This window comes from Streptomyces sp. NPDC028331 (genome assembly GCF_055565775.1).
In genome coordinates this window covers 299,554-319,026 of record NZ_JBVHTR010000001.1, presented here as the reverse complement: position 1 = coordinate 319,026, position 19,473 = coordinate 299,554, and the positions used below count along the sequence as shown (strand labels likewise).

At 73.5% G+C, this 19,473-nt stretch carries 11 protein-coding genes; 2 read left to right on the top strand and 9 right to left on the bottom strand.

Going from position 1 to position 19,473, the window contains the following annotated elements; all coding sequences use genetic code 11:
• Positions 1 to 10 precede the first annotated feature (10 nt).
• Positions 11 to 1,591 (bottom strand): glutamine-hydrolyzing GMP synthase, encoded by a 1,581-nt coding sequence (guaA, locus tag ACZ4SW_RS01555; protein WP_468236395.1) that lies wholly within the window; start codon positions 1,589 to 1,591, stop codon positions 11 to 13.
• Positions 1,592 to 1,938: 347 nt separating this feature from the next.
• Here guaA and ACZ4SW_RS01550 point away from each other — a divergent pair, with 347 nt between their 5' ends.
• Positions 1,939 to 2,271, top strand: coding sequence for a chorismate mutase (locus tag ACZ4SW_RS01550; protein WP_468236392.1), 333 nt, complete (start codon positions 1,939 to 1,941; stop codon positions 2,269 to 2,271).
• A 728-nt stretch (positions 2,272 to 2,999) separates the two neighbouring features.
• Here ACZ4SW_RS01550 and ACZ4SW_RS01545 read toward each other — a convergent pair.
• The gene (locus ACZ4SW_RS01545) at positions 3,000 to 4,208 is read right to left on the bottom strand and encodes a hypothetical protein (RefSeq protein ID WP_468236389.1); all 1,209 of its coding nucleotides are present in this window, start codon (positions 4,206 to 4,208) and stop codon (positions 3,000 to 3,002) included.
• 225 nt (positions 4,209 to 4,433) lie between these two features.
• Between ACZ4SW_RS01545 and ACZ4SW_RS01540 the strand changes: the two genes are divergently transcribed.
• A complete protein-coding gene (locus tag ACZ4SW_RS01540; RefSeq protein ID WP_468236387.1) occupies positions 4,434 to 5,441 on the top strand; it encodes an LPXTG cell wall anchor domain-containing protein in 1,008 nt (335 codons plus the stop codon).
• Positions 5,442 to 5,542: 101 nt separating this feature from the next.
• Here the strand turns inward: ACZ4SW_RS01540 and ACZ4SW_RS01535 are convergent, their stop codons facing one another.
• The 7 genes from ACZ4SW_RS01535 to ACZ4SW_RS01505 form a co-directional block, all read right to left on the bottom strand.
• Positions 5,543 to 7,348 carry a GMC family oxidoreductase N-terminal domain-containing protein gene (locus ACZ4SW_RS01535; RefSeq protein ID WP_468236384.1) on the bottom strand — a complete coding sequence of 602 codons (1,806 nt, stop codon included), beginning with the start codon at positions 7,346 to 7,348 and terminating at the stop codon, positions 5,543 to 5,545.
• Positions 7,349 to 7,388: 40 nt separating this feature from the next.
• Entirely contained in the window at positions 7,389 to 9,005 is a 1,617-nt protein-coding gene (locus tag ACZ4SW_RS01530; RefSeq protein ID WP_468236381.1) for a succinic semialdehyde dehydrogenase, read from the bottom strand.
• Between the two features lie 115 nt (positions 9,006 to 9,120).
• Positions 9,121 to 10,893 (bottom strand): serine/threonine-protein kinase, encoded by a 1,773-nt coding sequence (locus ACZ4SW_RS01525; protein ID WP_468236379.1) that lies wholly within the window; start codon positions 10,891 to 10,893, stop codon positions 9,121 to 9,123.
• Between the two features lie 112 nt (positions 10,894 to 11,005).
• Positions 11,006 to 12,628 (bottom strand): serine/threonine-protein kinase, encoded by a 1,623-nt coding sequence (locus ACZ4SW_RS01520; protein WP_468236377.1) that lies wholly within the window; start codon positions 12,626 to 12,628, stop codon positions 11,006 to 11,008.
• A 120-nt stretch (positions 12,629 to 12,748) separates the two neighbouring features.
• Entirely contained in the window at positions 12,749 to 14,386 is a 1,638-nt protein-coding gene (locus ACZ4SW_RS01515; RefSeq protein ID WP_468236695.1) for a serine/threonine-protein kinase, read from the bottom strand.
• 175 nt (positions 14,387 to 14,561) lie between these two features.
• Positions 14,562 to 17,021: a protein kinase gene (locus tag ACZ4SW_RS01510; RefSeq protein ID WP_468236375.1), complete on the bottom strand. Its 2,460-nt coding sequence runs from the start codon at positions 17,019 to 17,021 to the stop codon at positions 14,562 to 14,564.
• A 174-nt stretch (positions 17,022 to 17,195) separates the two neighbouring features.
• Entirely contained in the window at positions 17,196 to 19,241 is a 2,046-nt protein-coding gene (locus ACZ4SW_RS01505; protein ID WP_468236372.1) for a serine/threonine-protein kinase, read from the bottom strand.
• Positions 19,242 to 19,473 lie beyond the last annotated feature (232 nt).

Sequence of the window (19,473 nt, the reverse complement as noted above, 5' to 3'; positions counted from 1 at the left end):
GCCCGGGGGCTCACTCCCACTCGATGGTGCCCGGCGGCTTCGAGGTGACGTCCAGGACGACGCGGTTGACGTCGCGGACCTCGTTGGTGATCCGGGTGGAGATCTTCGCGAGGACGTCGTACGGGAGCCGGGACCAGTCGGCGGTCATGGCGTCCTCGGAGGAGACCGGGCGCAGCACGATCGGGTGGCCGTACGTGCGGCCGTCGCCCTGGACGCCGACGCTGCGGACGTCCGCGAGCAGGACCACCGGGCACTGCCAGATGTCCCGGTCGAGGCCGGCCGCCGTCAGCTCCTCGCGGGCGATGGCGTCGGCCTCGCGCAGCAGGTCCAGGCGCTCCTTGGTGACCTCGCCGACGATGCGGATGCCGAGGCCGGGGCCGGGGAAGGGCTGGCGCTGGACGATCTCCTCGGGCAGGCCCAGCTCCTGGCCGACCATGCGGACCTCGTCCTTGAACAGCTTGCGCAGCGGCTCGATCAGCTTGAACTCGAGGTCCTCGGGGAGGCCGCCGACGTTGTGGTGCGACTTGATGTTGGCGGTGCCGGTGCCGCCGCCGGACTCGACCACGTCCGGGTACAGGGTGCCCTGGACCAGGAACTCCACGGCCGGGCCCTCGTCGGCGATGATCTCGGCCTGCGCCTGCTCGAAGACGCGGATGAACTCACGGCCGATGATCTTGCGCTTCTCCTCGGGGTCCGAGACGCCCTTGAGGGCGGTGAGGAAGCGCTCCTCGGCGTCGACGACCTTCAGCTGTACGCCGGTGGCCGCGACGAAGTCCTTCTCGACCTGCTCGGTCTCGCCCTTGCGCATCAGGCCGTGGTCGACGTACACGCAGGTGAGCTGGGAGCCGATGGCCTTCTGGACGAGGGCGGCGGCGACGGCGGAGTCCACACCGCCGGACAGGCCGCAGATGGCGCGCTTGTCGCCGACCAGCTCACGGATCGCCTCGACCTGCTCCTCGATCACGTTGCCCGTGGTCCAGGTGGGGCTCAGACCCGCGCCGCGGTAGAGGAAGTGCTCCAGTACCTGCTGGCCGTGCGTGGAGTGCATGACCTCCGGGTGGTACTGGACGCCGTACAGCTTCTTCTCGTCGTTCTCGAAGGCGGCGACCGGGACGACGTCCGTGGAGGCCGTGACGGTGAAGCCCTCGGGGGCGGCGGAGCAGGCGTCACCGTGGGACATCCACACGGACTGCTCGGCGGGGGTGCCCTCGAAGAGGGTGGAGGACGGCTTGGAGACGGTCAGGGCCGTACGGCCGTACTCGCGCGCTCCGGTGTTGTCGACGGTGCCGCCGAGGGTCTGCGCCATGAGCTGGAAGCCGTAGCACATGCCGAAGACGGGGACACCGGCCTCGAAGAGCTCGCGGTCGAGGCGGGGGGCGCCCTCCTCGTAGACCGACGAGGGGCCGCCGGAGAGGATGATCGCCGCCGGGTTCCTGGCGAGCATCTCGGCCACCGGCATGGTGCTCGGCACGATCTCGCTGTAGACCCGGGCCTCGCGGACGCGACGGGCGATGAGCTGGGCGTACTGCGCACCGAAGTCGACGACCAGGACGGTGTCGGGGGTGGCGGCAGCGGGGGTCGCTGATGACACGGGGTGCCTTCCGGCGGTTGGGCGGGTCCTTGTGCCACCCGATTCTACCGAGGTGGCCGCGGGTGCCGTCCCGCCGCCGCCGAGGGCCGCCTCCCCCGGCCTCCGTCTCAGCATGCGAGCCGTCTTGGACGGTGTCCTGCCCCACGGCATACTGGCCGCATGCTGAAGCACGCGACGATCTTCGTCTTTACCTATGGCGACCGGCCCGCCGGCTGCCATGGTCGTGCTGCTTGAGCAACTGACAAGCGACTTCCCAGGCGCCCCGGGCCGACAAGGTCCGGGGCGCCTGGCGTTTCCCGGGTCCTGTCGCTCCGGGGCACCGCGCACCCGTCCACGAGGAGCCCCGCATGACCGCCACCGCCGCCACCGCCGCCACCGCCGCCGCTGCCGCCGCCACCGCCGACGCCGCCGACAGGACCGGCGCCCGCACCGAGGACGCCGCGAACCTGATCAGCGGCGCCCGCGAACGCATCGACTCCCTCGACGACCGCATCATCGGCCTCATCCAGGAACGCATGGCCGTCTCCGCGGTGATCCAGGACGCCCGGATCGCCTCCGGCGGCCGGCGCGTGAACCTCTCCCGCGAGATGGAGGTCCTCGGGCACTACCGGGATGCGCTGGGCAAGCCCGGCACCGCTCTCGCGATGACCCTGCTCGAGCTGTGCCGGGGCCGGATCTGAGGGCGGGGGCCGCATCCGTGTTCCGCGGACGTACGTCCGCATGCCCCTCACCCGTACGGCGCGTGACCGGGCCCGCGGCGACTTCGTTGAGCGGGGTGTCCGTGCCAGCCAGGGGCGGGCCCGAAAGAACCACGCGTGGCTCCGCTGGGGCGATGAGACGTACGGATCGTGCCGTGCGTCGTGGGACCTCGCTCCAGGGATGTGACCGGACGGCAGGGGACAGCAGCCCGGTCACCCAGAGAACGGTCGGCTCCGGGGACGCCCGGAGCCGACCGGCGGAATCTGTTCAGAGGTGGTCGAAACGGTTGCGGAGGCCGTGACCCATCCAGCACGATGCGAGGAACAGAGAGCCGACGGCACTCCGCCCGGTTCCTGGCAGACAACAGCATCGCTCCTCCCACCGACTGCCAATGGTCGACACCACGCGCGCTTCCCGCGCGCGCCGGAGCGCACCACCGGCGGTCACGCAGGCAAGCGGCGCAACCCCCCGGCGCCGCTCCCCGGGCACCGGCGCTGCCCTGACGTCGGTGCTGACGGAGAAGGGCCCCGCGGATTCCCCGAGCCCTCGGCCACGCCGAGCCGGGGTCCCCCCGCCGCGGGGCCTTTCGCCGTCCGGCCTCGCCGCGGGCGGCCCGACGGTGTGCGGGGCCCGACGGTGTGGGGGCCCGACTCTGGCGCGGGCGGCCCACCTGTGTGCGGGGGCGTCACTCAGGCGCGGGCGGCCCGCCTCAGGTGCGGGTGACCGTTCCACAGCCCTTCTGGCGGTCGAGATCCTTGCTGCGGTCGTACGGGTCGCTGGTGGGGCCGCTGGGCGGCGCGCCCGTGGGCTGCTCCGAGGCGAACTGCGGGTGCAGGAAGCCGTCGTGGACCTCGCAGGCGGAGTTGCCGGCGTCCTCGTCGTAGCGCAGCACGGTGAGCTTGCCGGCGGTGACCCGGAAGCGCGCGGGGTTGGGCAGTTCCAGATCCAGGACACGGCGCACGATGGTGCGGGTCACCTCCTTGGCGCCCGGCCGCGCCACCGGGTAGACGAAGGTGTAGTCGGCGTGCACGACCACGGAGCCGCGGTCGGCCTCCTTGAAGCTCATGCGGCCGCGCGTCTTGACGACGTCGCCGACGAGCCGGACCTCCTTCGGGTCGAAGCGGCTGAACATCGACAGCGGGTCGTGCTTCTCGTCCGGCGCGCGCAGCGACGCGTCGAGGTGGTCCAGCACGTCCGGCTGCAGCGGGTCGACCACGGCGAGCGCGGCCGCGGGCCGCTCGCCGCGCAGCGTGCCGGGGTCGAGGTTGGAGTCCACGAGCAGCGTCCGGCTCTGCTGCAGCGCATCGGCCACCTGCTGCCGGGAGAAGACCCCGGTCGGCTCGGCCTGCGGCAGGACGATGCCGGCGGCGCCGTCCGCCCAGCGTTCGGCCGGGGACCCGGCGAAGGGATGCTCCAGGGTGGGGGTGTCCGAGGGCACGGCGGAGGGCGGCGCGGTGGGGGGCGCGGTCTCGGCGGGCAGTTCCGGCGTCGAGTCCGCCGAGTCCGCCGTCGACCGGCCGGTGCCGAACGGGTCGCCGGGGATCAGGGACGGCTTGATGGCCACGACGGCGACGACGGCGGCCAGGGAGACGCCCACGACGCCCCACAGCCGTCGGCGCCGGGCCGCGCGGTCCTCCCTCTCCCGCCAGGCGGGGCCGGTGCGCCAGCCTTCGGGCTGCCAGGTCTGGCCGGCGGCGGCCTTCCTGCCGCTCGCGCGCCCCCACCGGCGCTTCCCGGCGCCGGCCCGGGCGGCCTCCTCCTCCATCCGCCGGAGCCGCTCGGTGACCATGCGGGCCCGCGCGGACGGCTCTTTCGGCGCGGAGGCACGTATGTCCCGCTCGCTGTCGCGGATGAACTTCTCCCAGACGTCGTCCGGGATGGAGGGTTCATCGAGGTCTTCGGGGTGCTGATCGGACACGAGGGCAGTTCTACGGTGAGCGAGAGGCCCTTCACAAGCCGCACATGCGCGCATACGCATGTGACGCAAGCCACATAAGAATTCTGTGAATGAGAGCGCAACCATTCACAGCGGTCACAGGTCACACACGGCGAATCATGGGCCACACCCCGCGCCCCACACGCGGAGGCCTCCCCCCAAAGATGCGCCGCGTCGTAGCGGCGCACCGGACTCTTCGAGGTCTTCATGAAGCTTCGCCGTGCCCTGACCGCTGCTGCGGCGACGGCCGCCATAGCCCCGATCGCGCTGCTGTCCGCGCCCGCCGCTTTCGCGGCGGACCCGACTCCGACCGACAGCGCGACCGCGAGCGTCAGCGGGTCGCCGACCGGCAGCGCGTCCGAGACCGGCACCACGTCGTCCCCGTCCCAGAGCGTCTCGACGACGCCGGTGGGCGCGCAGTCGGCGTCTTCCTCCGCCTCGTCGTCCTCGTCGTCCACCGCCTCGGCTCCGAGCACGCCGAGCACGCCGACCGAGGGCAGCGAGCCCAGCGACGAGCCCACCGAGCCCGAGATCGACTGCACGGCCCAGGACTCCCACTACAAGTCGAAGCTGAACGCTTCGATCACCGGCCTGCCCGGCAAGATCGCGGCCGGCAGCGGCTGGCACCCCTTCACGCTGAAGGTCACCAACCCGACGAGCGACGCCGTCCAGGACGTCATCTTCTACGCGGGCGTCGGGCCGAACGACGAGAACGCCGAGAACGCGTTCAAGGCCAGCCAGGTCCAGCTCCAGGCGAAGGTCGACGGCTCCTGGGTGGACATCGAGGACGACGGCTACTCCGCCGGCTTCCTCGACCTCAACAACGTCGCCGGCGGCCAGACGCTCAACTACCAGCTCCGCCTGAACGTGAAGGCGAACGCGCCGGTCGGCTCCGGTCTGACCATCGGCGGCGGCGTGTACTTCGACGAGCAGGAGAACTGCGTCGGCGAGGGCCAGGCCGGCTACGTCATCGAGATCGTCAAGCCCGGCACGGACACCGGCGGCACCAAGCCCCAGGAGGGCGGCAAGGTCCCGGTTCCCACCGGTAAGCCGAACCAGAGCAACACCCACGAGGTGACCGGCACCCTCGCCTCCACCGGTTCCTCCTCCGCGCTGCCGACCATCGCGCTCGTCGGCGGTGTCGCCGTCGTCGCCGGTGGTGGCGTGGTGTTCGCGGTGCGGCGCCGCAAGACCGGGGGTCACGCCGCCGCGTAGCCGTCGCAGCCGTGGGCGGACCGCGTGAGCGGTCCGTCTCGCACCGAGGAGAGGGACCTGGGCTCGGAGGGGGGCTCAGGTCCTTCTCCGTTTCTCCCGCGCTACTGCTTCGGCGGTACGACGGGCATGCCCAGGAACGGCAGCCGCAGCGCCCCGAACGCCTCCGCGGGCACCGCCGGGTGACGGGGTGCCACCGGCTTCAGGCGCTCGTACGGCGCCCCCTGTGCCGGGCGCGGATCCGCCTCGCCCTTGTTCGGCCAGTACGACATCGCCCGCTCGGCCTGCGCGGTGATGGTCAGCGAAGGGTTGACACCGAGGTTCGCCGACACCGCCGCGCCGTCGACCACCGAGATGCCGGGGTGGCCGTAGAGCCGGTGGTACGGGTCGATGACGCCCGTCTCGCGGGAGGCTCCGATCGGGCAGCCGCCGAGGAAGTGGGCGGTGAGCGGAGTGCCCATCAGTTCGCCGATGTTGCTGCCGGCGAAACCGTTGATCTCGGCGGCGAGCGCGGACGCCGCCTCCGAGGCCGCCCTGATCTGCTTGGGGTTGGGGCTGCCGTGGCCCTGCCGGGCCGTCAGCAGGCCCTTGCCGACGCCCTTCGGCTTCAGATACGTCGTCAGGGAGTTGTCCAGCGACTGCATCACCAGGCCGATGATGGTCCGCTCCGACCAGCGCCGGTTGGACAGGGAACGGGCCACCAGCCACGGGTGGCGCGCCGCGTTCGCCAGCCAGGCCAGGGCGCGGGAGCGGCCCTCCGCGTAGGGGACCTGGAGGATCGACAGGCCGCCCATCGCGTTCGAGCCCCTGCCGTAGCGGACGGGCTCGATGTGCGTGTTCTCGTCCGGGTGGATCGAGGACGTGATCGCCACGCCCCGGGTGAAGTCGGCCCGCGCCGCGCCGTGCGCCCTGCGGTAGCGCCGGTCGTCGGTCTGCGCGCCCACCAGCGCCTCGGAGTTGGTGCGGGTCAGCTCGCCCAGCCGTGGGGAGAGGTACGGCAGTTGGCCGTTCGCCTTCATGCGGTGCAGCAGGGTCTGGGTTCCGTAGGTGCCCGCGGCGAGCACCACCTGCCGTGCCGTGAAGATCCGGCCCTTGCCCTTGCGCCGGTCGTCCGTGGGCAGGGTGGCGACCGCGTACCCGCCCCGCGAGTCGTCCGTGACCGCCACGACCGTCGTCATCGGGTGCACCACCGCGCCCGCCCGCTCGGCGAGGTGGAGGTAGTTCTCGTTGAGGGTGTTCTTCGCGCCGTGCCGGCAGCCGGTCATGCACTCGCCGCACTCGGTGCACGCCCGCCGGGCCGGGCCGGCGCCGCCGAAGTAGGGGTCCGGCACCTCCTCGCCGGGCCGGGCCTTCACCGTTCCGTCGGCGTCCTCGCCGTCGCCGAAGAACACGCCGACCGGTGCCAGGTGGAAGGTGTCCCCGACCCCCATCCGCTCGGCGGCGGCCTTCAGGTGCACGTCGGAGGGGGTCATGGTCGGGTTGAGCCGTACGCCGAGCATGCGCCGCGCCTGGTCGTAGTACGGCTTCAGCTCCTCCTGCCAGTCGGTGACGTCCCGCCACTGGGGGTCGTCGAAGAAGGCCTTCGGCGGTACGTAGAGGGTGTTGGCGTAGTTGAGGGAGCCGCCGCCGACGCCGGCGCCCGCGAGCACCATGACATTGCCCAGCAGGTGGATGCGCTGGATGCCGTACATGCCGAGGGCGGGCGCCCAGAGGTAGTTCTTGAGGTCCCAGGAGTTCTTCGGCAGCGTCTCGCGGGTGAAGCGGCGGCCCGCCTCCAGGACGCCGACGCGGTACCCCTTCTCCGTGAGGCGGAGAGCGGTGACCGAGCCGCCGAAGCCGGAGCCCACGACGACGACGTCGTAGTCGTAGGCGTCATCGCCCTGTTCACGGGCGGAGTTCTCCTGTGACACGTGCTCTCCTCGTTGAGAGTGGCGCTGTCCGAAACAGGCCCTAGCGGAGCCGGAACGTCTTCATCAGCTTCAGGCTCCGGCTCATGAAGGCCGCGTACTTCTCGTCGTCCATCCCCAGCGAGGGGGCCATCGGCAGCAGCCGCTGCTGGGCGACGGTCTGGGCCTCCGTGTACTTGAGGATGCCCTCCGAGCCGTGCCGGCGGCCGAGACCGGAGTCCTTCATGCCGCCCATCGGCGACTGGACGCTGCCGTACGCCGGCGCGTAGCCCTCGTTGACGTTGACCGTGCCCGTGCGCAGCCGGGCGGCGATCGCACGTCCGCGCCGGCCGTCCTTCGTCCAGACCGACGAGTTCAGGCCGTACGGCGTGGCGTTGGCGCGCTCGACGGCCTCGTCCTCCGTCGTGAAGCGGTAGACGGAGACGACCGGACCGAAGGTCTCCTCCGCGCACACCGCCATCGGGGCCTCGACGCCGTCGAGGACGGTGGGCTCGTAGAAGTACGGGCCGACGTCCGGGCGGGCCACCCCGCCGGCCAGCACCTTGGCGCCCTTGGCCACGGCTTCCTCGACATGCCGGGTCACGGTCTCGAGCTGCCGCTCGCCGACGAGCGAGCCCATGTCGGCGCCGTAGGCGAGGGACGTGCCGAGCCGCAGGGCCTTGGTGCGGGCGACGAACCGCTCGAGGAAGGCGTCCGCGATCGACTCGTGGACGTACAACCGCTCGATGGAGATGCACAGTTGCCCGGCGGAGGAGAAGCACGCCCGGACCGCGCCCTCGGCGGCCTTCTCGATGTCGGCGTCCTGGAGGACCAGCATGGCGTTCTTGCCGCCGAGTTCGAGGGAGACGCCGACGAGCCGGGCGGCGGCGCCCTGCGCGACCTCGCGGCCGGTGCGGGTGGAGCCGGTGAAGGAGACGTAGTCGGCGTGCTTGACGACCTCCGGGCCGACGACCGGGCCGTCGCCGATGACGACCTGGAAGACCTCGGCGGGCAGTCCGGCCTCGATCAGCAGGTCACGCGCCCACAGCGCGGTCAGGCAGGTCTCCGTGTCGGGCTTCATCACCACCGCGTTGCCCGCGACGAAGGCGGGCAGCGCGTCGCCGACCGACAGCTCCAGCGGGTAGTTCCAGGGGGCGATCTGGCCGACGACACCGCGCGGGTGGCGCAGCTCGGTGACCTTCGTGAGGGTCGGTACGGCGCCCGTGTGCCGCTTCGGCCTCAGATACCCGGGCGCCTTGCGGCCGTAGTGCCGGGCCGCGACGGCGACGGCCTGCACCTCCTCGTGCGCGTGCAGACGGGCCTTGCCGGTCTCGAGCTGGATCAGGTCGAGGACCTCGGCCTGCCGCTCCAGCACCAGGTCGTGGAAGCGGAGGAGCACCGCGGCGCGCTGCCGTACGGGGGTCTGCGCCCAGGCGGCCTGGGCGACGCGGGCCCGGTCGAAGGCGACGGCGACGTCCTCGGGCGTGGACTCGGGCAGGTCGGCCAGCTTCTCGCCGGTGAACGGCGTGTGGTTGGCGGTGCGGCCCGAGCCGACCACGCCCTTGGTGAGCTGGGCGACCAGTTCGGGGGTGACCACATCGGCGGCGGTACGGGCGCCCTGCGGAGCCGGGGCGAGCGGGTTGGTGCCGATGGCCTGCTTCGTGGCCTGCGAGTCCGTCATGAGCCGCAGGGTATGCCGGGGCGGGGCGTTTGGGTACCCGTCGGTAACGCGCTTTCACGGGCCGTCCACACCGCGCCAGTGACCGCTGGCAGCGAATGCGCTGATCAGGGCGTTGTCAGGAGCCCAGCATGCTCTTGCCCACTTTGAGGCGGTCCCGGGCACCCTTGAACAGGGAGGTTCCGCGCTTCTCGTCCGGGGTGCCCTTCGGCATGTCCACCCGCAGCACGTAGTACTCGTGGGCGGCCGTGACGATCAGCAGTTGCATGACCCGGTGGCGGCGCCCTCCGGCCTCGTACGTGGTGTCGGTGAGCATGGCGTCGTCGCCGTGAAAGCTCGTCGGGGTGTACTGCGTGCCGAGGTCGTCGCCGGGCCAGGAGGCGGTGGCCTGCCGCGCCCAGGCCTTCAGGGGGGTGGGGACCAACGTCTCCCGGGTCAGGCGGAGCCGGACGGTGTCGTCGCCGTAGGTCACCGTGCGGTCGGTGGCGGTGTCCCGGGCGATGTCCGACGGTACGGAGACGATGGCGTCGAGCTTCGCCTCGCGGTGGGGGATCCAGGAGCCGGGGGTGGCGATGGCCGGGGCCGAGTCGTAGGTCGCGGTGTGTTCGGTGACGCCCTCGCTGTCGGGGCCGCCGAAATAGGACGTGCCGAGCCAGGTGCCGCCGACGAGGAGCACGCCGAGCGCGGCGACGGGGGCGGGGCGGAGGAGGGTGGGACGCTTGGGGCTGGACACCGGCGGTGCGGTGGGCTCTGGTTCTGACGGCTTGGCGGCGTCCGGTTCGGAAGGCTTGGCGGCATCCGGTCCGGACGGCGAGACGGCGTCCGAACCGGACGATCTGGCGGCCTCGGCCTGCGGTACGGCTTCCGGTGCGGTGCGCGGATCACCGCCGTCGTTCGGTGGGGTGCCGGGGTCGCCGCCGTCATCCGGTGCGGTGCCGGGATCACCGTCGCCCCCGGCCCCGCGCGAGGCCGCGGCGCCGAACCGTACCGTACCGATGTCGTCGGCGAACTCCCGTATGCCGGAAGCATCCTGAACATCCGTCGGCCCGTCCCGATCCGCACCCGGCACCGGCCACCCCTCCGCCACCGTCTCCAGCACCGCGGCGACCTCCTGCGCACCGGGCCGCCGTTCGGGCTCCTTGGCCAGCAGCCGTGCGATGAGCGGACCGAGCTTCCCGGCCTGCCGCGGTTCGGGAGGATCGGCGGCGAGGATCGCGGCGAGCGTGGACTCCAGCGCCGTACGGCGGAAGGGGGACGATCCCTCGACGGCGGCGTACAGCAGCACACCCAGTGACCACAGGTCCGAGGCGGGGCCGGCGCCGCGCCCGGACATCCGTTCCGGCGCGATGAACTCGAGGGATCCGACGAACTCCCCGGTGGCCGTGAGGGATTCCTCGCCCTGGACGTGGGCGATGCCGAAGTCGGTGAGGACGACCCGGCCGCGCGGGCCGAGCAGGACGTTCGCCGGCTTCACGTCGCGGTGCACGATGCCGACGCGGTGCGCCGCGTCCAGGGCGCCGACGACGGCGAGCCCGATGCGCGCCGCCTCCTCGGCCGGCAGCGGCCCGCGGCGCAGGGCGTCCGCCAGGGACTCCCCCCGGACCAGCTCCATGACGATCCAGGGGCATCCGTCCTCCACGATCACGTCGTGGATCGAGACGGCCGCGGGGTGGTCGACGCGGGCGGCGGCACGTGCCTCCCGGTACAGCCGGTGGGCGGCGCGCTGGTGCGCCCCGTCCTCCGGATCGCCGGGCAGATGGGGCTGCTTGACGGCGACGTCGCGCTCCATGAGTTCGTCCACGGCACGCCATACGGTGCCCATGCCCCCGGAGCCGAGGCGTTCGGTCAGCCGGTAGCGGCCGTCGATCAGACGTCCCGCGTCAGTACGCATGTCTCATGAGTACCGTGCGGGGTCGGGAGTTGTCGAAGCGGGTCCGGTCCTCGGCGCTTTCGCCCGCGCGCCGGACCGGCGAGGCGGCCCGCAGCGGGTGACGGGCGTCGTGTCACCCCGGTGCGAAGGTGTCCACCGCCACGTCGAAGTACTCCTTCGCCTCCTTGACCTTGCCGACCGGTGCCGACACCCACACGTCGTACATCCGGCCGCCCTCGTCCCAGCACAGGTCGTAGGTGTGCCGAGGGCCCTCGGCCGCGGTGAAGCCGTTCCAGGTGAACTCCCAGAGCGCCGCCGGGTTGCCGTCGTGCGAGGTCGCGGTGACCCGGCCGTCGTGGTAGCCGGGGTTGGTGGACGGCCCGTCCGCGTCCGAGCGCCGCATCACCGCGAGGGGGCCGCCCGCCGCGGGGTCCGCCACCTTGATGCCGAGGCGGAAGGTCTCCCCCGGCGACACGTAGAAGATCCGCTCGCCCTGCGGGCTGCGGGTGAACCCGTCCGGCACGGCGAGCGAGAAGCCGCCCGGGTCCCGCACCAGCCGGTACCCGGAGGGCGCCCGGTGGGTGACGCCCGGCGTGGCCGAAGCCTGCGTGCGGGTCACCGTCACCGTGGGCGCGGGCGCGGGCCCGGCCGCGGACGGACGTGTCGGGCCCGGACTCACCGACGTGCGAGAAGGACCCGGACTCGTCGGCGCTCCCCCGCCGTCGCCGCCGTCGCGCAGCAGCAGTGCCGCCGCCGAGACGCCCGCGCCCGCCATGGCCGCGACCAGGGCGGCCGCCACGAACACGCCCCGCACGGACTGCCTGGCGGGGGCCGGGGCCACGGGCACCTCTTGCGGGGGCGGCGGCGCGCTCCGGGGCACGTCCCGCTGCGTCGGCGTGTACAGCACCGCGGCCTGCGGCGTGCGCCCCGTCTCCAGGAACTCCCGCAGCAGGCGCTCCGCCTCCGCCGCGTCCAGACGCCGGTCGGGATCGCGTTCCAGCAGCCCCCTGACGACGGGCAGGATGGGCCCGGCCTGCTCGGGCGGGCGGATGTCGCCCGCGACCACCGCGTGCAGGATGCCGCCCAACGAGTCGCGGCGGAACGGGGACTCGCCGCTCAGTGCCGTGCACAGCAGAGCGCCGAGGGACCACAGGTCGGACTCGGGCCCGGTCCGCTCGCCGGACATCCGTTCGGGCGCGGTGTACTCGGGGGAGCCGACGAAGGCGCCGGTCTCGGTGAGCGTGGTGGCGCCGGTGACCTGGGCGATGCCGAAGTCGGTGAGGACGACGCGGCCGGTGCCCGCCTCCATCAGGACGTTCGCGGGCTTCAGGTCGCGGTGCAGCACGCCCGCCTCGTGCGCCCGGCGCAGCGCGCCCAGCAGGGCGACGCCGATACGGGCGGCCTCCCGGGCGTCGACCGGGCCGTCGGCGGCGATGCGCTGGGCGAGCGAGCCGCCGTCGATCAGCTCCATCACGATGTACGGGCGTTCGTCGTGCTCGACGACGTCGTGGACGACGATGATGTGCGGGTGCCGCAACCGCGCGACCGCGCGCGCCTCGCGCAGGGTGCGCTCGCGGTGGAGCCGGGCCTCCTCGGCGGACAGGGAGAGGTCAAGGACGAGTTCCTTGACGGCCACCTGCCGGCCCAGGAGTTCGTCGGACGCCCGCCAGACGACGCCCATGCCGCCCCGGCCGATCCGCTCCTGAAGCCGGTAACGCCCCGCTATGACACGGCCGTTCTCCCCCTCGGTCCCCATGCGCCCCATCATGCCGCACCGGACGACGCCCCTCCGGGACGACGCCACGACGGTGGCCGACAACCGACCCACCGGGGGCGCAGCGGCGCCGTACGACGGCCTGCCGCGCCCCGGTGCCCGTCAAGCCGCCGGCGGACGCCACCCCCGCAGCACCGCCTGGAACTCCTGCCGTGTCGTCTTCCAGTCCGACTCCGGGCCGGAGAGGTAGATGGCGTACTCGACGCCGTTGCGCGAGAAGTACGTCTCCTCGATGGCGTGGCGCGGGCCGGGGGCCGTCGCCGAGTCCTTCGCCAGCGCCGTCCAGGTGTACTCCCACAGGGAGCCGGGGCGGTCGCGGTAGATGTTCCGCTTCAGGACCACCCGCTTGTAGTCGGCCAGCTTGTGGAGTTGCAGGTCCAGATCGATCTGGTGGTCGTACGCCGTCTCGAAGTCGGGTGAGCTGTCGACGGCTATGCGGATGAAGTGCTCGCCGCCGTCGGGCGAGTAGTCGACCTGGTGGGTGCCCTCGTCGAACACCTTCCGCTTCCACGCCTTGGAGGGCACGGCGAGGCTGAAGCCGTAGGGGTCGCTGCGGCGCACCCAGCCGGCGGGGAGGTCGCCCGTCGCGTCGTCCTCCTGCGTCCCGGCGGCGGTGGGCGTCGAGGAGGGCGACGCGGAGGCGGAAAGGGAGGCTCTGGCCTGCGGGTTCCCCCCGTCCCACTTCTGCCAGACCACCGCGCCCACCGCGCCGGCGACCGCCGCCAGGGAGAGCACGAGCGCCACCGTACGGCCGCGGTGCCGCCTGCGGGCCCGCGGCGCCGGCGGCATGGCGGGCTGGGGCGCGGTGCCCCGGGCCGTCTCCGCCTCGCGCCCCTGCCGGGGGCGCGGCACGTGCGCGGTCGTGTCCCGGGCCTCGCTCAGGTCGACGTGCCGTGTCGCCACGTACTCCTGTGCCGCCCTCGGCCGCCGTCCCTCCGCCGCCTCGGCCAGCATCTGCTCCAGCCGCGCCGCGTCGGGCCGCTCGGCCGGATCCTTGCGCAGCAGGCCCGAGATCACCGGTTCCAGGGCGTCGGCGAACCGCGGCGGCTCCGGATCCTCGTCGACCACGGCCTGCATGGTGGTCAGCGGCGAGGTCCGCCGGAACGGCGATCTGCCCTCCACCGCCGTGTACAGCGTGGCGCCCAGTGCCCACAGGTCGGAGGCCGGGCCCGGGTCGTGGCCGCGGACGCGCTCGGGTGCGAGGTAGTCGACCGACCCGACGATCTCTCCGGTGCGGGTGATGGTGGTGTCGCCCTCGACCTGCGCGATCCCGAAGTCGGTGAGCAGCACCCGGCCGTCGGCGGCGAGCAGGACGTTGCCGGGCTTGACGTCGCGGTGCAGCACGCCCGCGGAGTGCGCGGCGCGCAGCGCGCGCAGCACCCACAGCCCGATCCGCGCGGCCTCGGTCGCCTCGACCCGGCCGCGTTCCTTGACCGCGTCGGCCAGCGAGCCGCCCTCGACGAGCTCCATGACGATCCACGGCCGGTTGTCGTGCTCCAGGACGTCGTGCACCGTGACGACGGCCGAGTGGTTGATGCGCGCGGCGGCCCGTGCCTCGGCGTGGGTACGGGCGAGGAGCACGGCTCGGTCACTTTCCGTGACGTACAGTGCGGCCGTCAGTTCCTTGATGGCGACCGCCCGGTGCAGCACCTCGTCGTGGGCGCGCCACACCCGGCCCATGCCGCCGCTGCCGATGGAGTCGACGAGCCGGTAGCGGCCCGCGAGGAGCAGGCCCTGCATCTGATTCACGTTTCCCCGCAGTGTTCTTGACAGGGCTCAGACTAAATACCGGCCCCCGCACAGGGAACCGGCGGGGCCGTAACGGAGACCGCACTGTGACGGTTCTCCCTTCCTCGTACGGGACGGAACCACCGCACACTCAGCGCAATCGGACCACCGTGGGTGCCCGGGCCGGTCAGTTCGTCACCCGGTAGGTCTGCTCGGCCTGTTCGAACAGCCGGGTGACCTCGTCGCGTTCGGCGTCGGGGCCGCGGACCTGCACCACGTGGTAGTGGCCGTCTACGAGGACGGCGAGGTTGCGGACGAACAGCTCCTGTCCGTTGCCGTTCGTCCAGGTGAACTGCCCCTCGGCCATGGTCCGTCCGCCGACGTCGATGCGGCGCATCCCGCTGGAGGTGGCCCAGGTCGAGTCGCGGAACGGCTGCAGTTCGGGCTCCGACTCGCGCTGGTACGTCAGCGGGTCGGAGCCGTACCTGCCGGTGCTGTCGCGTCCGGGCACGACGATCAGCTCGAAGTCGCCCTGGGCGTAGACGACCTGACCCTGCGCGTTCTTCGGCGACCGGTTCCAGCCGTTCGCCACGGCGACGCTGAAGCCCTCGGGGTCCTTGCGGAGGGTGAACCCCTGGGCGACCTGGGTGCCGGTGGACTGCGTCTGCGGTGACTCGGCCGGCCGGGAGGGGCTCGTGGAGCCGCCCTGCCCCGGCTGCGGCGCGCCGCCGGTGTCCGACCGCTGCGGGGCGGGGCTCGCCTCTCCGGCGGCGCCGGTGCGTTCCCCGGTCGTGCCGCTGCCGTTGCCGGCCCCGGCCTTCGGCATGAAGGCCATGGCGTACGCGATCGCCGCGGCCAGCGCGAGCAGGATCAGCAGCAGGAGGGTGCGGCCGAGGCGGCGGGGCCGGGGGTGGCCGTCCTTGGCGCGTTTGTGGCGGGCGTGGGTGGTCGCGGGCAGCCCGGCCCGGCGCCTGCGGACCAGCTCGCCGCGGCGCCGCACGATCGGCAGCCGGGCGGGGTCGACGGGCGGCGCGGCGATGACGTGCGCCCCCGCCTCCGGCTCGGGCGCGGACCGTACGAGGGAGCGCACCCAGCCGCGCAGCTCCTCGAAGTCCAGCCGCTCGGTCGGGTCCTGACGCAGCAACGACTCCACGACGGGGCGCAGCGGGCCGCACTCCTCGGCGAAGGCGGGCGGCTCGGAGCAGACGAGCTGGACCAGTTCGGCGGTGCTCTCCTCGGGGTACGGGGCGTGCCCCTGCACGGCCCGGAACAGCAGCGCGCCCAGCGCCCACAGGTCGGTCGCGGGCCCGATCGGGGGCGCGAGCTGCCAGTTCTCGTGCACGGGTCCGGCCTGTTCCGGCGCCCACCGCTCGGTGACCGGGCCGACCACGGCCATCCGGGCCTGCCGCGCCCGCTCGGCGGCGAGGGGGGTGGCGGGGCCGCGGTGGGGCCAGGGGGCGGCGGAGGCGGGGGGCGCGGCTCGTTCGGCCGGGCCGCCGTCGGTGCCCCGGGGGCCTGATGGGGCGTCGGGGGCGGGAGCCGTGGGGCGGGGGACGGCGCTGTGCCAGGACGCCGTACGGCCCGTCCCGTACGGGTCGGCGATCTGGCCCGGGGGCGGGGTGCCGGGGCCGCCGCCCTGCCCGGACGGCGGCGGGGGCGAGTGGTCGGGGCCGGTGCCGGCCGGGCGGGGCGCGGGCAACGCCGTCCGGCCGCCGGACTGTTCCTCCTGCACCCGGGCCGCGGCCCGGGCCCCGGCGCGGTAGGCCGCGATCGCCCCCGCCCGGGCCGCCCGCACGTCCTCCGCGGACTCCAGCGTGCGGGGCGCCACGACGGGCACACCGGCCCCGGCCGCGCCCGGGGCGGCCCCGTTCGCCCGTGCCTCGATCGCGGCCCGTCGTGCGGCCTCGGCGTCCATGCCGCCCACGGTCGCGCCGGAGCGGAGCGTGCCGCCGCCGGGCCCACCGGGCCGGGGAGCGGGCGCCGGGGCCGCGGCGTCCCCGCCCGTCGTACCGGGCCCCGGCTCGGGCTCCCGTGCCGGTACCGGGTCGTACCCGCACAGCGCCTCCTCGGCCGCCCCGGCGGCCAGGCCGGTCAGTATCACGCGGCCGTCGTCGCAGACGAGCACCGTGCGGGCGGTGATGTTGCGGTGCACCCAGCCGTGGGCGTGCAGGACGCGCAACGCCATGAGGACGTCGGAGGCGACCTCGGCCGCGCGGTACGGCGTCAGCGGCTGCTCGGCGAGCAGCGCGGCGAGCGGAGTCGCGGCCACGAGTTCGCTGACGATCCACAGCGAGCCGTCCTCGGCGAACACGTCGAAGACCTGGTCCAGCCGGGGGTGGTCGGGTATCTGCGCGGCGGCCTGCGCGGCCTCGATGGCGCGCCGCACGGCCGGGTCGGTGGGCCGGCGCGTGGCCGTCGTCCGGCCGGGTCCGCCGCCGTGCCCGGCGCGCGCCACGAACCCTTCGGGCAGCCCGTCCGCGTCGAGCACCTCCGCCTCGACGACCTCGGGCAACGGCACCTGCCGTATCAGGACCTCCTGCCCGCTGTAGGTGTCGAAGGCCCGGGTCTCGGCGAACTCGTACGCGTCGGCGGGCGGCAGCGGCAGGCGGTAGCGGTCCGCGAGTACCCGTCCCGCGTAGTCGTCCACGATGCCCTCCCCCGGCCGCCCGGTCGGTCAGTTCCGTTCGCCTCGCGTCCCTTTCGGGATGCGTACGGCTGGCGATCCGTCCTCACGATACGTGCCGGAGGCAACCTGCAACCCGGGGATGTCATATCTGCCCGCTACACGATCGGACGGAACGTCAGCCGGACGCTCGGTACGTCACGACTTCGGCCGGAACGTCTGCGTCAGCGTCTGCCAGGTGCTCTTGCGCAGGTTCCCGTCCCAGTCGTCCGCCTTGGCCGTGTACATCAGCCCGTACCCCTGGTGCGGGTTGACGACGAATCCGCGGTCGATCACCCGGTAGGTGGTGCCGGAGTCCACGTAGGTGAACTCCCAGTCGGCGGTGTTCCAGCCGCGGTAGTCCACCTTCTCGATGCGGATCCGGTGGTACTGGGGGCGCACCATGTAGCGCTCCTGGCCGTTCCAGTCCGCCACCGGGTCGTCCTTGGGCGTGGACGTCCAGGCGACCAGCAGCTTCTGCCCGTTCGGCCCGGTGAAACGGTCGCCCGCGGAGTCCGACGACGCGTACTTCCAGCCGGCCGGCAACCCGATCGAGTAGCCCTGACCGCCCTTGTACGTCTTCACCGCGGGGCCGTCGCCCGCCGCACCGGACGCGGAGGCACTGACGCTCGCGACGGGTGCGCTGTCCGCCGCGTTCTGCTGGTCCGAGCCGTTCGTGCTCGTGCCGGTGCTTCCGCTGCCCGTACGCGTCCCGCCGCCGCTGCCCTTGCCGCCGCCCCTGGCGGTCGCGACGGGCCTGTCGGTGCCCTTGGAGCCGTTCTGCGAGTCGTCGTCCCCGCCCGGCAGGGTGAGCGCGAGCACGGTACCGAGCACCGCGAGCACCAGGACGACGGCGACGATCACCAGCGTCCGCTTGGGCACCACGTCGGTGAGCGGCGCCCGGGGCGGCGTCACCGGGCGCGGCGGCCGGTCCGGGTCCGGCACGATGGGCCATCCCGAACTCGGCTTCGCCGGACCGGAGTTCGATCCCACGGCAGCCGTGTGTTCCCGTGCGCCCGCCGAGGCGCCTCCCGGGCGCCCGGCACCGGCCGCGGGCGCCCCGGCCACGGGCGCGTCCGCACGCGCGGGCACCGCGTCCTCGGCCGTCTTGGCGGGGGCGGGTCCCTCGGCCCGCGCGGCCGTCGCGGCACCGGCGGTCGCCGCGCCGGCCGACGCCGCCTTGCGCACCGACCGCAGGGCCCCGCGCAGCCGGTCCGCGGCCTCCTCGCCCCGCTTGGCCCCGGACCCCGGCGCGCCCTTCTCCTTGGGCTGCTTGGGCTCCTTGGACTCCTTGGGCACCGGCGGCAACGCCACGACGCGCGTCGCGTCCGCCGGCACCTTCTCCTCGGTGTCGGGCGCGTGGATGACCTCGTTGAGCAGCGCCCGCGCGCCCGCGTCGTCGAGCCGCTGCGCCGGATCCTTGGTGAGCAGCCCGTAGATGACGGTCTTCAGCGGGCCGGCGTTCTTCGGCTCCTCCACCGGCTCGGTCATCACCGCGGTCAGCGTGGCGATCGCCGACCCCTTGTCGTAGGGCGGGGTGCCCTCCACCGCCGCGTACAGCAGTCCGCCGAGCGACCACAGGTCCGCCGCCGGGCCGGGCTTGTGCCCGCGGGCGCGCTCCGGGGAGATGTAGGAGGGGGCGCCGACGAGCATGCCCGTGGAGGTGATGGACGGGTCGCCCTCCACCTGGGCGATGCCGAAGTCGGTGAGCACGACCCGGCCGTCCTCGGCGATCAGCACGTTCGACGGCTTCACGTCGCGGTGCAGGATGCCCTCGCGGTGCGCGGCCCGCAGCACGTCGAGGATGGCGAGCCCGACCTCGGCGGCGCGCTTGGGCTCGAGCAGGCCGTCCTCGCGGATGACCTCGGCGAGCGACTTGCCCTCGATCAGCTCCATCACGATCCAGGGCCGGTCGTCCTCGTGGACCACGTCGAAGACGGTCACCGCGCCGTTGTTGCGGATCCGGGCGATCGCCTTGGCCTCCCGCAGCGTGCGCGTGATGAGCCGTCGCTTCTCGTCCTCGTCGATGTTCGACGGGAACCTGAGTTCCTTGACGGCGACCGTACGCCCCAGGGTCTCGTCCTCGGCCCGCCACACCGTGCCCATGCCGCCGCGGCCGAGTACGTCCCCCAGCCGGTACCGCCCGGCGAGGAGACGTTCGCTCTTGTCCTGACGGGTTGTCCCCGCCCGCTCCGCCTCCGACATGCGTCCCCTCATGCAACCCGCCCTGACAGAGCCTCCATTGTCCCCCACGCACGGACCGTCCCACGCCCAGGGTGCCCCTGATTCGACGGCTCCCCCCGGTCGGAGGACGCCGGAAGGCGGTGGACCGGGGCGGTGCGGCGGCCCAGGCGTACGCCGGGCACCCGGATCGCCCCGGCGTCGCGTCCCGCCGCGCCCCTTCGCGCCGCCGTGCCGCAGCCACCCGGCCGGCCCG

Excerpts from the sequence above, each read along its gene's own strand:
- ACZ4SW_RS01550 (WP_468236392.1), top strand. The coding sequence starts at position 1,939 with ATGACCGCCACCGCCGCCACCGCCGCCACCGCCGCCGCTGCCGCCGCC.
- ACZ4SW_RS01540 (WP_468236387.1), top strand. The coding sequence starts at position 4,434 with ATGAAGCTTCGCCGTGCCCTGACCGCTGCTGCGGCGACGGCCGCCATA.
- ACZ4SW_RS01530 (WP_468236381.1), bottom strand. The coding sequence starts at position 9,005 with ATGACGGACTCGCAGGCCACGAAGCAGGCCATCGGCACCAACCCGCTC.
- ACZ4SW_RS01525 (WP_468236379.1), bottom strand. The coding sequence starts at position 10,893 with ATGCGTACTGACGCGGGACGTCTGATCGACGGCCGCTACCGGCTGACC.
- ACZ4SW_RS01520 (WP_468236377.1), bottom strand. The coding sequence starts at position 12,628 with ATGGGGACCGAGGGGGAGAACGGCCGTGTCATAGCGGGGCGTTACCGG.
- ACZ4SW_RS01515 (WP_468236695.1), bottom strand. The coding sequence starts at position 14,386 with ATGCAGGGCCTGCTCCTCGCGGGCCGCTACCGGCTCGTCGACTCCATC.
- ACZ4SW_RS01505 (WP_468236372.1), bottom strand. The coding sequence starts at position 19,241 with ATGTCGGAGGCGGAGCGGGCGGGGACAACCCGTCAGGACAAGAGCGAA.